Source organism: Actinomycetota bacterium, assembly GCA_040755895.1.
Taxonomy (GTDB): domain Bacteria; phylum Actinomycetota; class Aquicultoria; order Subteraquimicrobiales; family Subteraquimicrobiaceae; genus Subteraquimicrobium.
Genome location: JBFMAG010000064.1, coordinates 1 through 12,584, shown reverse-complemented (window position 1 = coordinate 12,584; position 12,584 = coordinate 1). Strand labels below are relative to the sequence as shown.

The following is a 12,584-nucleotide window of genomic DNA, read 5'->3' as shown; positions in this document are numbered from 1 at the left end:
TATCGAGGTCTAAATATACCGCTTCATAGAGTGCTCACCGATAACGGAAAGGAATACACCGCATTGACTCCCAAAGGTAAGAGAGAGCATCTCTTCGAGAAATGCCTGAAGAGATGGAGCATAAGACTTGAGCTTGACCAGGCTTAAGCATCCCTGGACAAATGGATACGCTGAGAGCTTCCACAAGACATTGCTCAATGACTTCTACCACCTGGCCTTTCGCAGGAAGGTTTACACCTCTTTAGAAGAGCTGCAGAAGGATCTCGACGAGTTCTTATACCATTACAACTTCAAGCGCACTCATCAGGGATGGAAGCTCAATGGGAAGACCCCAGCTGAGAAGTTCCTAAATGGCAAAAGATGCCGGCTCTTGAAAGTCCAAAGATTCATTTGTCAAAGAACAATGAAAACCGAAAGTGTCAGAAAGTGTCAACTTGACTTGTTAATAGTCCATGTTAACCCATCTTGTTAATAATACGGGTTAAATTTTGATTAGGTTATATTCCCTGCTTCCCAAGCCCAATTCTTCTCCATATTTCAACTGGACGCTCCAATCCACACCCGTGATTGATCCGAATTTATCCCCACTTTGAGGATCAGAAAGTCCCGTGTTCTCTATTCCCCGCGTTCGATTAATGAGATCAACGCTGGCTTGATCGAGAGCCACGGGGTCATGAGAGGCTAAAATACCAATATCGGGCACAATGGGGGCATCACTCCACCCCCAGCAGTCGCAACTGGGAGTTACATTGATGAGGAAATTCATGAACCCCACCTTATTCTCCTTGCTCTTGAGTACCCCATAGACGTACTCCACCATCTTCCTCTGAACTGAATGGGGCTCAGCTTCCCAGCTTATACCTATGGCAAAGGATGGGCAGGTGACCACACATTCCCCACAACCAAGACATTTTTTATGGTTTATCCGAGCTTTCTTTCCACCGGATAGAGTTATGGCTTGGGCGGGACACCACTTCAAACATTTCCCGCAACCGGTACACTTCTCCAAATCAACGACGGGGAGAACATCGGAATGCATCATCTGTTTGGCGCTCCGACAACCGCAACCCATCCCTACATTCTTCAACGCCCCGCCAAAGCCGGTGGTCTCATGTCCTTTGAAATGGGATATGGCTATCAAGACATCCGCATGGTAAATGGCACTGCCTATCTTAACCTCTTTAAAACATCTCCCATCTATGCTTACGGAAACGTAATCCTTCCCATTGAGTCCATCGGCGATGATGAATGGAGCACCCACTACGGGATAATCAAATCCATTTTCGATCGCGGTTATCAGGTGATCTACCGCATTCGCTCTGGAACTCACGTAGAGTGTATTGGTATCCGTGAGGAAGGGATTTCCTCCATAAGCCTTTATCTTCTCCACCACTCTACGGATGAAGATTGGGCGCACATATGCGGTATTACCTCGCTCACCACAGTGAATTTTTATGGCCACGAAGTCGCCTTCTTTTATCAAATTTGGGAAGGCTGCCTTCTCAAAAAGCTCCTCCATCTTTTGAAGCAAGCTCCTCCCTCGGTGGGCTCGCATGTCGGTAAAGAAAACATCGGATGGCATAGCTTCTTCCTCCAAAATAGAACTTTAAGTCAACTTACCGAGTTCGTATAGGACCAGAGCAGCAGCTCCTAAAACCCCGGCGTTCGTCCCTAGCTTCGCCCCTACAATTTTAACCGTTTTAAGATTGGGAGCCAGCGCTCGCCTGGATATTTCCGCCCTTGCCGTCGTCAATAAATTCTCGATCTCGGCCATGCCTCCGCCGATGATGATCATCTCCGGGTTGAAGATATTTATGACGTTTGACAGTCCCACACCCAGTGCCTCCCCCGCATCCCTTAAAATCCCCTTCGCCAAGGGGTCTCCCCTCATTGCAGCGCGGGCAACGATCTCCGCCGAGATGTCATCGATCTTGCCTCGAATCAATTTGAAGATCATGGATTCCTCGTCCACGGCTTCCCTAGCCCTCCTGGCTATGGCCGTGCCAGAGGCAAAAGCCTCCAAACAGCCACGATTCCCACACCCGCAAGGTGGACCTTTTGGGTCAATCACCATATGACCGATCTCAGCGGCGCTTCCGCCAGCCCCACGGTAAATTCGGTCATCGATTATGATGCCACCGCCAATTCCCGTTCCAATGGTGAGGCAAACGAGATTTGACACCCCCCGCCCCGCTCCGAAAAATTTCTCGCCCATGGCGGCGACATTTGCGTCGTTGTCCAAAAAGGTGGGGAGATTGAAATGATCGTGAACGATTTCTCTCAAAGGCAAATTCCTCAAGGGCAGATTGGGGGAAAAGATTACGACCCCCCTCTGAAAATCCATTAACCCGGCGACTCCCAGACCTATGCCAAGGATATTTTCCATGCAAGCTTTCGAAACATCGAAAATCTCCTCGATCAGCTCTATGGTATTCCGGACGAGGATTTTGGGACTTTCAGTCGGGGTTGATCTCCTCTTTAAATTTAAAATATTCGCTTGCTCATCGACCAGTGCTGCTGCCGTCTTGGTAGCCCCAAGATCTACCCCGATGACTAGAGGGCTAATTCTGGAGGTAACCATATCTCACTTTGCCTGCCTGTCCGTCCGGTAGGCGGGCCTGTCGGTAGACAGGGCATCCATTTCCGGGGAATAAAGGCGAATACAATTTCGTCCGCCATCTTTGGCAAACAATAGAGCTCGATCCGCCTTGTCGATGAGCTCCAACTGATCGCAAGCATGATCGGGATAAGTTGCCACCCCAGCGCTTATGGTCATTCTCACCTGAGGTTCTTCCCCACCACCCTCAAAAGTGGCGGACTCCACAGCCGTCCTAATTCGCTCCGCTATCACCTGTGACGCTGCCTTTCCCGTGTTCGGGAGCAGAATGGCGAACTCTTCTCCCCCATATCTAGCCACAATATCTATCGTTCTTACCTGCTCCTCTATGATCTTTGCCAACTTCTTTAGGAGGAGATTCCCCTTGGCATGTCCGAATCTGTCGTTGAATTTTTTGAAAAGGTCGATGTCGATGATGATCAAGGATAATTTGCTCCCGAATCGATCAGCTCTATTCCGTTCCTCCTCTATTCGATCCATGAGGTAGCTGTAATTATAAACGCCAGTTAATCTATCCTCCATGGTTAGACGATCCATCTTTTGCTGCTGTTCCTCTCGGCTTCTCTGCAGGCGCCCGACGATTATGCCCACGAGTAACATGAGAGCCGAACCCGGGACTATCATAAAAGTGATTTCTCTCACCGCTCTCAAAGGTAATGAGAAATATGCATAGAGAATACAGAAGAGACCGGAAAATATGGCAACGAGTACTCCTCCCAAGGAATCGAAGGCAAGGGCGGCTAAAAGAAGGGGAATATAATAAAATTGCCAAAGAAGAATTATCCTTCGGGTGAAAATGATGAGAAAGGTGATGAGGATGAAGGAAGCAATGGTTGCAAATAATTTTATATATTTCTCTTTCGACATGATCCTCCCTCCGCTAAGTTAATTCAAGTAAGCCTTGGAATCTCCTGCTAATTTTCCAAATTGCCATCTACCTTTTTGCCCTTTACTCTTTAACCATGACTCATGACTCTATGTACATGGGTCATAATTTCAGAATTTGCTGCTATGTATATTACCTAAGGAGGAGTGGACTGGAGGCTTCCGCTTGCGCGCGCCTACTCCACTCGCTCTCAAGTCGCCTCTTCAGCCCACCCCCTTCAGAAAAACATTCGGTGATTTATGACCCACCCATACACCCTTACACAAAATATCTTAAAAGCAGACCATGAGCCAGGAAGGAAAGGTAAAGCTCAATAACGCTTAATGTGCAAGCCAGGACCATTGGAACAATTAATTGGCGTAAATGGATTGCCCGCCTATGCCACCTGGGTAACAAGGTAATCAACATCGTGTTTATGGCTATTAGGGTTATGAAAATTGCCCCAACTATGACACTTGAGAGAATTTCAAAGGATAAAATCATTTCTCCTTGTAAGAGAATATAACTTAAAACGAAGAACACTAATAGACCCAGTCTTTTGAGTGTACTTTCGAGCAATGGTGAATTTGCAGAAGATCGCCAGAGTTGGCGATTTAAAACGGGGACTATGAACAGGGGAAGAGAAAATCCAAATAGAAGACCCGTGAAAAGCCTGATCTGGTTCGTACTATTCCTTAAGCCCAAATAAGAAGTTATGGCATCTAGTATCAAGAGAAAGAGGGAGGAAAAGATGCAAACCAAAAGGAGGGGAGATAGACGATTTTCCCGTTTTCGATGGGTGAGTTGAAGATAGATGAAGGAAATCAAAAACCCTAAATAAAAGCCAGTATCTCTGGCACAAACTGGAAGTGGTTTGCCTTGAACAAAAATTGTCCTCTCGGGCATTTGATGGCAAACGGCAAAACCAATAACCCTCGCAATATCATCAAAACTCACGTGTTATCCTTCCCACGAATAACGCTTTTAGTCATCAATACTCCGCCAGTTCAATCTTTTTTAATAAAAATATTTTCCCAAAGACGAAAATTAAGGGAACGCCGCTTGGAGGTTATCTCCTCTTTCTCCACACCCTTCGCCCACTCTGGAAAGCTCTCCACATCAGTCATGGTGGCCCAAACCTTTTCCAGAGGCGCTTTCACCTCAAATGTCCTTTCCAATCGACTAAATGCAATTGTCGGGACGGCCGGATTTGAACCGGCGACCTCTGCCTCCCGAAGACAGCGCGCTAACCAAACTGCGCCACGTCCCGACAAATAAAATCGCATATTTCTTATCCTCAAAACCTATTATACACATTTACACATTGGAAAATACACGCTTAACTCCCACAAATTTTGAAATCGCATTGAATCATGCATCCTGTATTAAAGTTTCCAATATTTCTCGTGAATTCTTCTTGCCTCGTCAAATACATCTTCCGCCCCTCCGGGAGTGGTACTTGGAGTGCCATAAGGATCCAACACTTCATATCCCAGCTCGGCCAATTCATTTATGGTAGCCAGTACCGAATGGGAAAGGGCTTTGAGATTGTAACCTCCCTCCAAAGACAAAATGAGGCGACCTTGGCAAAAAATCTTCGCCAATTTTTTAACCTTGGCCGTCATCTTGGCAAAACTGCCCACCGTGAGATTGAGAGAAGCCAAGGGATCCGCAAAGTGACCATCATAACCCGCGGCTATCATCAAAAGCTGAGGTTCAAATTGGGTTGCCACGGGTGATATTATCTCCTCAAAAGCCCGCATGTAAGCCTGCTCTCCCGTATGGTAAGGTAAGGGTAAATTTATCGTAAACCCTTCTCCCTTGCCCGATCCAACCTCGTCAAGAGATCCCGTGCCCGGATAAAGGGGATATTGATGAAGAGATATATAGAGGACTCTGGGGTCTGAATAAAAAATTTCCTGAATTCCGTTGCCGTGATGAACATCCCAATCGATGATTAAGATTCGAGAAATTTTGCATTTCTCCAAAGCGTATTTGGCTCCCACGGCGAGGTTGTTAAAGAGGCAAAAACCCATCCCTTGATTAGCCAGGGCATGATGACCGGGGGGCCTTACAAGACAAAAAACCATTCGAATCTCTGAGCTAAAGATTTCATCTATGGCGGGGAGGATGCCCCCCGCTGCCAGACGAGCTGATTCATAGGATTTGGAAGAAAGTGCAGTATCCAGAGTTAAGTATCCCCCACCTCGTTTGGAAAAATTTTCGATTCTTTTAACATACGAAGGATCGTGGACGGTGGTGAGTTCTTCAAGGGAAGCCATTCTCGGTGATATTAGGGTTAACCGCGACAGGATTTTTTTCTCTTCCAATAACTCATGGATGGAAAGAAGACGGCTTGGACTTTCTGGATGATTGGGACCGGGGTCATGTTCGAGATAAAGAGGGTGGTAGACCAATCCAACGGAGAAATTTTCGTTATTCTCCAATTATCTTCACCTTAACCTGTCTTGAGCGGGGACCATCCAATTCCAAAAGGAAAACGCTTTGCCACGTTCCAAGCTCTATCTTTCCCCTGGAAATGGGGAGGTTTAAGGTATTTCCCAGGAAAGCTGCCACTATGTGGGAGGGAGCATTACTGTCGATGAGGTTGTGGGCATAATCCTTCTCCCAGGAGATGATGTCCTTCACTGCCATTTTAATGTCACCTGCAAGACGGGGTTCATTCTCATTTATGATCAATGCTGCGGTGGTGTGAGGAGAATAGGCAATCATGATACCATCCGTGACTTTGCTTTTCGAGAGGTGATTGAAAAGTTCACCGGTTATGTCAATGAGGTCTATTTTTGCGCCACTTTTTAGGGACAAATCGGCTGTATATATTCTCATCTCAAATTAATTAGGGTCGGCAGGCACCCACATATCCTCCGTGGCTATCAAGGCTCGAAATCTTAACCACATCTCCAGAAGATGAGGCATGAATGAATTTTCCTCCACCGATATATATCCCCACGTGGGAAATGTGCCTTCGCCCAAAGAAAACCAAATCCCCGGGTTGCAATTCGTTTCGACTCACGCGTTTTCCAGAACTATATTGGGCTGCACTTGAATGTGGGAGTGAGACTCCCACTTGCCCGTAGCAATACATGGCAAATCCAGAGCAGTCAAAAGCACTTGGTCCTGCAGCACCCCAAGCATATGGTCTTCCCAAGTACCTCATAGCAATGCTAACCACATCTCCACGTGCTGCGCCGATAGTACCTCTAGAAACAGCAACTCTTGATTTCTCCCGCTCCTCAGATTGCTCTTGGAGCATTCGCCGACGCCTTTCTTGCTCACGGCGGATTTCTTCAAGTAATCTCGCCTGCCGGGCTTCCTCCTCGCGCTGAAGAGCGGTGATTTCTTCCTGAAGGGAGGAAAGGAATGCTCTCTTCCTAGAAAGCTCCGCTTCTATTCCAAATTTCCTGATTTTTAAACCTTCCTCTTGTAGCCGCTGTTTCCTCTCCTGCCTTTGAAGCTCCTCTTTTCTCCTCTCAATCTCAGATTTATCGGCAATTATTCTTTTGACGATTTGGGCATCTTTACTGCCGATTCGTATCAAAAGGTCGAAATGAAAGAGAAATTCGTCGAAGCTCTTGGCATTGAAGATGACCTCGACGAATTTCAACTTACCATGCTTATATATTCCCACAACCCGATCATTCAAGATTTCTCTATTTTGAGCTAAATCTCTCTCAAGCTCCTGAAGCCTTAAAATATTGTGACGTATTTCCCGTCTCGTTCTATTGAGAGCCAAATTGGTCTGATTGTATTCCTCAACTACTTCATCCAACTTTCGGTTTATATCATCGATTTGGGCTTTTACCCTTTGAAGCTGATCTCTCTTTTGGGATATTTGAGGTGTAGCCCCGGCTAGTCGGGGGGTAATAAGGTTTGGCACCAAGAATAAACTTAAAATAAGTGCAATAACCTTTAAATATAAGCACCTACCACATAAAATTTTCATCAACTCCTAGAATTTTATTTGCCCAAAATCGTCAAGAAGTATATCATATTACGTTTCCATCCGCAAACTCCATCTAAGCCTCAAAATATCTCTTTAAACCATCGAAGACGGCAACAGCGATTTTTTGGCGAAAGACCTCTTCCCTAAGTATCTTTTCTTCCTCTGGATTGGTTATATACACGGGTTCAACCAGAACCGCGGGCATTCTGGTCTCCCTCAAAACCAAAAAATTCTTGCCATGAATCCTCCCGTCCTTTCTCTCCAGGGAAGAAACTAACTCCTCCTGAATAACTTGGGCGAGTTTTTTACCCCTCTTTGAAAAATGATTCCCACTGGCAAAATAATAGGTGCTCGAACCCTCAGCCTTGGGATCCGTTGAACCATTCACATGAAAACTTATGAATAGCTCAGCTTTGAAATCATTGGCCAAATTAGCCCTTTGAGATAGTCCAACAAATTCTCCCTTCTTCCGGGTGTAAATAACCTTGGCTCCCAAAAGATCAAGGAGATTCCCGAATCTCAACCCCAAATCCTCGCAGACTTCACTCTCTTTTAGTCCCGTGGGACCCACGGCGCCGGGATCGGGGGGATACCCGTGACCAAAATCGACCGCAATTCTTCTTCCCTTGAATATGGAAATTATACCCCGACTAGTCGGGGGTTCTTCCTCTCTTACGGGAAAATCTGCATGTTCATTGGATTTAAGAATCCTTTTGAAATTTTGAAAGGCTCCCAGGGTAGAGGGACCCACTATCCCATCGCTCACAAGTCCCACATTTTCCTGGAATTCTCTCACGGCTTTCTCCGTAAGAGGACCAAAGATACCATCCACAGGACCAGCGTTAAATCCCAAAGTATTGAGCCAACGTTGGAGCTGCTTGACATCATCGCCCCGAAGGAAGGGGGATCGGAGATACAGAAGGCGATCCCCCAATCTATAGGTTGCTTCCACGAGCTCACGCCAGGTATCTTCGCCCACAATACCGTCGGTAAGTAATCCTCTATCCTGCTGGAACTCCTTCACCGCTCTCTCAGTGTACTTTCCAAATATGCCATCCACACCCGTTGGACCCAGATCATAACCAAGCTTGATCAATCTTGTTTGGATATCAACAACCTCACTTCCTCTGCTACCTCTCTTGATTAACTGCATTGGACTCACCTTTATAAGATTATAGCCCAAAAGTGGAATAAAGAGGGAATTATGATTTGAATGGGGGAGGAGTTAAACCATCGGCGAGTTAAGAAAAAGGCATACTCTATTGCGCCCACGCTTTTTCGCTTTATATAATGCTCTATCTGCTCCATCGACAAGCTCATCTACGTTCCCAGCATCGTAGGGATAAGTAGCGATGCCCAAACTCATAGTGAGATACCTCTTCTCAGGAGAATCATCAAAAGAAAAAGCATACTGCTCTACGTCTCTTCTTATTCTTTCCGCGATGTTCAAGGCTTCGGTCTTGTCCGTTTCGGGTAAGATGATGGTGAACTCGTCACCACCATATCGCGCAACTACGTCGAATTTTCGCGTGGTCTCGATGAGCATTTTGGCCATTTGCTTGAGGACATCGTCTCCTCGTTTATGACCACAGACATCGTTGTAGTCCTTGAAATAGTCGATGTCCATCATTATCAGGGAGAGGGGGCGATTATAACGTTCGGCTCTCTCCATCTCTTTCTCCAAATGCTCGTAAAAGTATCTGTGGTTGAAGACCTCGGTTAAACCATCGGTCACTGCCAGCGAGTTTGTTCATGAAGCTGTGCATTATTGATGGCGATGGCCGCTTGCATCGCAAGGAAGGAAACCAAGCGCACTTCACTTTCAGAAAAGGTCCGAGGTTTAAAATCGTCAACGTAAAGAATGCCTATTATTTTTTCTTCAAGGAAGAGTGGTGCGGCGATAAGGGATCTGATCCCTTCCTCGAGAGCTATGGGATTATTGAATGTGGGCTCCTTCAGCGCGTCTTCCAAAACCAAAGGATTTCTCCTCTTCAGTATCAGATCGGTCATACCCCCCGGTCTTACCTTCCATTTGAGGGTATGCATAAACTCCTCACTGAACCCAACCGCCGCTCTAATTGAAAATTCGAGATTCTTCTCATCGAAGAGGGCTATGCTGCCCGCTGAGGTACCGGTAATTCTAATGGCACTATGCAAAATCAAATCCAATATATCATCCAGTTTTAGGGTGGAATTTATCGATTTTCCTATCTCCAAAAGAGTAGAGAGTTCTTCTATTCCTTCCTGCTTTTTCTCGATTATATTGATTAGGTAGTTGGTTGAATACACCATGAAATAAAGGGTGCTCGCTAAAATGGTCACGGTGCCAACGGTGAACAGTTTCTGTGTATAAAGATCGGGCTTAGCGAATAGAACCATGGGGATATGGGGAATGAACTTGAGATATTCCAAAGCAGCAACGGTACTAACGAGCAGAATGGCAAGAGTCGCAATGAGATAGCTGGTAATGGTGGATAGCATCGTTCCAGCGGTGATCATATGCAATACGAAGTAGAATATGAAGGGACTTTCCACACCACCAGAGAAATGTATTAAGAATGTTAGGGCCACCAAATCGAAGACAATCTGTACACTGGCAAACTTCTCCAAATCCGCCTGCACATAATCCCTTGATTTCATGAGCTTTCTGCAAACTATAAAAAATATATTATAGAGGGCGATGATACCGGCAATGACATAAAATGGGATCATGGGGAAGGATAGATTGCCAATCATTCTAATGAAGTGGGTAGCCAAAAGCATTCCCGCTACGGCTACCCATCTTATTACAATCAACCACTTTATTCTCTCAATTAGTGTGGTCTTTTCCCTGAAAGGACTCATGGTTCACACCATTTTCCATACTCACCAATATTATCGACCGTTTTGATTTTTTATGAGTCCTTTGAAGAATTAGAGTTTTTCGATTCTCACCGCACAAACCTTAAATTCGGGAATTTTGGCGAGAGGATCGAGAGCGGGATTGGTGATGACATTGACGGGATATTCGGAGAAATGGAAGGGTAAAAAGATCGTGCCTTGAGGTGAGCGCTCAGTGATATTGACCCTAACCTTAATCTTCCCTCGTCGCGAAGTTAAAATCACCTCTTCTCCCTCTTTGATCCGGTAAGCGGCTGCATCCTCCGGATTGATTTCCGCTGGTCCAGCGGGGCAGATTTCCTCTAAACCCTTGGAGCGTCGAGTCATGGTCCCGGTATGGTATTGGAATAATAACCTTCCAGTGGTCAGGATCAAAGGATATTCTTCGCTTGGTTCCTCCGACGGAGGTTTATATTCCACCGGATGGAACTTTCCCAAACCTCGTGCAAATTTATCCCGATGCAAAATGGTCGTTCCCGGGTGATCCAGTGAGGGGCAAGGCCACTGAATCCCACCGGAGGAATTAACCCTATCGAAAAGAATTCCCCCATAAGTGGGAGTTAGAGAAGCAATTTCATCCGTTATCTCGCCTGGAAAGGAATAACCCATCTCATAACCCATGGTTTTAGCCAAATCACAGATGATCTCCCAATCAGCCTTGGCATTACCCGGGGAATTTATTGCCTTCCTTACCCTTTGCACCTTTCTTTCAGTATTTGTGAAAGTACCGTCCTTTTCAGCGAAGGTGGCGCTGGGGAGAACGACATCCGCAAACTCTGCGGTCTCGGTAAGGAAGATATCTTGGACGACGAGAAAATCCAAGGTCCTTAAAGCCTCTTCAACGTGGGTAATGTCCGGATCGGAAAGCATGGGGTTTTCCCCCATGATATACATGGCCTTTATTCTTCTCTGGAGAGCCGCTTCAAACATCTCCACAACACTAAGACCAGCTTCTTTAGGCAACCTACAACTCCAGGCCTTCTCGAATTTCGCTCGCACCTCATCGTCGGCGATCCTTTGATAACCGGTAAGGGTAGTGGGTAAAGCACCCATATCGCAGGCACCTTGAACGTTATTTTGACCGCGCAGTGGATTGACCCCCGTTCCGGGTTTTCCAATATTGCCGGTGAGCATGGCCAGATTGGCGATGGAAAGGACGTTATCGGTCCCGGTGGTATGCTGGGTGATACCCATGGAATAGATGATGGTAGCCCTTTCAGCTTGGGCAAAGATGCGAGCTGCTTGGCGTAGGTCGGTGGCAGGGACTCCCGAAATCCTTTCCCCCTTTTCCGGAGTATACTTTGGTAAAATCGCCTTTAACTCCCCAATTCCCTCCGTACGATTGGCTATGAATTCCTCATCGGCGAGACCTTTCTCGAGAATCACATTCATTAACCCGTTTATGACCGCGACGTTCGTACCTGGTTTTGGGCGTAGCCAAAGATGGGCATAGTCCACCAATTTGATCTTACGCGGATCTATTACAATGAGTTTGGCGCCCTTTTCCCGGACCGCTTTCTTTATTTGAAGAGCGATGATGGGATGGGCCTCGGTGGTATTTGATCCGATGACCAGGATAACATCGGCTTGAGCGATATCTGCGATGGAATTTGTCATCGCTCCACTTCCAAATGCAGCGGCCAGACCGGCCACGGTGGGGGCATGTCAAAGGCGAGCGCAATGATCAACGTTGTTCGTTCCAATGACGACGCGCATGAACTTCTGAAAGAGGTAATTCTCCTCATTGGTGCACTTGGCGGAGGATAATCCAGCGATCGAATCAGCTCCATATTTGGTCTTAATTTTGGAGAGATTGGTGGCCACAACCTTCAGAGCCTCTTCCCAGGAAGCCTCGATAAAGCGTCCATCCTTTCGAATCAATGGAGTTTTAAGGCGGTCCTGATGATTAATGAAATTGTAACCGAAACGACCTTTGGCACATAGATTGCCTTCGTTTACACCACACTCAACATCGGCTGAAATCCCTATGACTTCACCGTTTTTGACATGGATAATTATCTGACAACCACAGCCACAATAGGGACAAATGCTCCTAACCTTTGCTGTCTCCCAGATCCGTCCCTTGAATTTTCTCTGTCTGTCGATGAGCGCTCCCGTGGGACAGGTTGAAACACACTGCCCACAAAATTCACAATCCGTTTCCGTCAGTGAACGATCAAAGGGAGTAGTGACCACGGTTTCAAATCCGCGATTGATAAAATCATAAACCTTGATCCCCTGGACCTCTTCGCATATTC

At 46.4% G+C, this 12,584-nt stretch carries 12 protein-coding genes, 1 tRNA gene and 1 pseudogene; 1 reads left to right on the top strand and 13 read right to left on the bottom strand.

All coding sequences use genetic code 11. From position 1 onward, the window contains the following. The first annotated feature begins 151 nt into the window (after positions 1–151). Positions 152–361: pseudogene (locus AB1466_03075) on the top strand (integrase core domain-containing protein). 120 nt (positions 362–481) lie between these two features. On the opposite strand, the gene AB1466_03070 reads toward AB1466_03075, so the two are convergent. From AB1466_03070 to fdhF, 13 genes are all read right to left on the bottom strand, one after another. Then, positions 482–1,582 carry a DUF362 domain-containing protein gene (locus AB1466_03070; protein ID MEW6189083.1) on the bottom strand — a complete coding sequence of 367 codons (1,101 nt, stop codon included), beginning with the start codon at positions 1,580–1,582 and terminating at the stop codon, positions 482–484. Between the two features lie 24 nt (positions 1,583–1,606). Further along, complete coding sequence (locus AB1466_03065) at positions 1,607–2,581, bottom strand: ROK family protein (GenBank protein MEW6189082.1); 975 nt, start codon at positions 2,579–2,581, stop codon at positions 1,607–1,609. Positions 2,582–2,584: 3 nt separating this feature from the next. Further along, positions 2,585–3,484, bottom strand: a complete 900-nt coding sequence (locus AB1466_03060) for a diguanylate cyclase (GenBank protein ID MEW6189081.1) — start codon at positions 3,482–3,484, stop codon at positions 2,585–2,587. A 277-nt stretch (positions 3,485–3,761) separates the two neighbouring features. Next, entirely contained in the window at positions 3,762–4,439 is a 678-nt protein-coding gene (locus AB1466_03055) for a DUF2085 domain-containing protein (GenBank protein MEW6189080.1), read from the bottom strand. Positions 4,440–4,489: 50 nt separating this feature from the next. Then, complete coding sequence (locus tag AB1466_03050; protein MEW6189079.1) at positions 4,490–4,642, bottom strand: SRPBCC family protein; 153 nt, start codon at positions 4,640–4,642, stop codon at positions 4,490–4,492. Between the two features lie 35 nt (positions 4,643–4,677). After that, positions 4,678–4,752, bottom strand: a tRNA-Pro gene (locus AB1466_03045). Between the two features lie 115 nt (positions 4,753–4,867). Then, positions 4,868–5,929: a histone deacetylase gene (locus AB1466_03040; protein ID MEW6189078.1), complete on the bottom strand. Its 1,062-nt coding sequence runs from the start codon at positions 5,927–5,929 to the stop codon at positions 4,868–4,870. Beyond that, entirely contained in the window at positions 5,919–6,329 is a 411-nt protein-coding gene (locus AB1466_03035; GenBank protein MEW6189077.1) for a secondary thiamine-phosphate synthase enzyme YjbQ, read from the bottom strand. Before AB1466_03035 ends, AB1466_03040 begins: the two co-directional genes overlap by 11 nt. A gap of 10 nt (positions 6,330–6,339) precedes the next feature. Next, the gene (locus AB1466_03030) at positions 6,340–7,380 is read right to left on the bottom strand and encodes an NlpC/P60 family protein (protein ID MEW6189076.1); all 1,041 of its coding nucleotides are present in this window, start codon (positions 7,378–7,380) and stop codon (positions 6,340–6,342) included. 139 nt (positions 7,381–7,519) lie between these two features. After that, positions 7,520–8,599 carry an N-acetylmuramoyl-L-alanine amidase gene (locus tag AB1466_03025; protein ID MEW6189075.1) on the bottom strand — a complete coding sequence of 360 codons (1,080 nt, stop codon included), beginning with the start codon at positions 8,597–8,599 and terminating at the stop codon, positions 7,520–7,522. Positions 8,600–8,671: 72 nt separating this feature from the next. Further along, positions 8,672–9,181, bottom strand: coding sequence for a GGDEF domain-containing protein (locus AB1466_03020; protein MEW6189074.1), 510 nt, complete (start codon positions 9,179–9,181; stop codon positions 8,672–8,674). Next, the gene (locus AB1466_03015) at positions 9,178–10,290 is read right to left on the bottom strand and encodes a GAF domain-containing protein (protein MEW6189073.1); all 1,113 of its coding nucleotides are present in this window, start codon (positions 10,288–10,290) and stop codon (positions 9,178–9,180) included. Before AB1466_03015 ends, AB1466_03020 begins: the two co-directional genes overlap by 4 nt. 69 nt (positions 10,291–10,359) lie before the next feature. Beyond that, positions 10,360–12,522 carry a formate dehydrogenase subunit alpha gene (gene fdhF / locus AB1466_03010; GenBank protein ID MEW6189072.1) on the bottom strand — a complete coding sequence of 721 codons (2,163 nt, stop codon included), beginning with the start codon at positions 12,520–12,522 and terminating at the stop codon, positions 10,360–10,362. Positions 12,523–12,584: the final 62 nt, after the last annotated feature.

Bases quoted from the DNA above. Each gene is read 5' to 3' on its own strand.
- AB1466_03070 (MEW6189083.1), bottom strand. From the start codon at position 1,582: ATGCCATCCGATGTTTTCTTTACCGACATGCGAGCCCACCGAGGGAGG.
- AB1466_03065 (MEW6189082.1), bottom strand. From the start codon at position 2,581: ATGGTTACCTCCAGAATTAGCCCTCTAGTCATCGGGGTAGATCTTGGG.
- AB1466_03060 (MEW6189081.1), bottom strand. From the start codon at position 3,484: ATGTCGAAAGAGAAATATATAAAATTATTTGCAACCATTGCTTCCTTC.
- AB1466_03035 (MEW6189077.1), bottom strand. From the start codon at position 6,329: ATGAGAATATATACAGCCGATTTGTCCCTAAAAAGTGGCGCAAAAATA.
- AB1466_03025 (MEW6189075.1), bottom strand. From the start codon at position 8,599: ATGCAGTTAATCAAGAGAGGTAGCAGAGGAAGTGAGGTTGTTGATATC.
- AB1466_03015 (MEW6189073.1), bottom strand. From the start codon at position 10,290: ATGAGTCCTTTCAGGGAAAAGACCACACTAATTGAGAGAATAAAGTGG.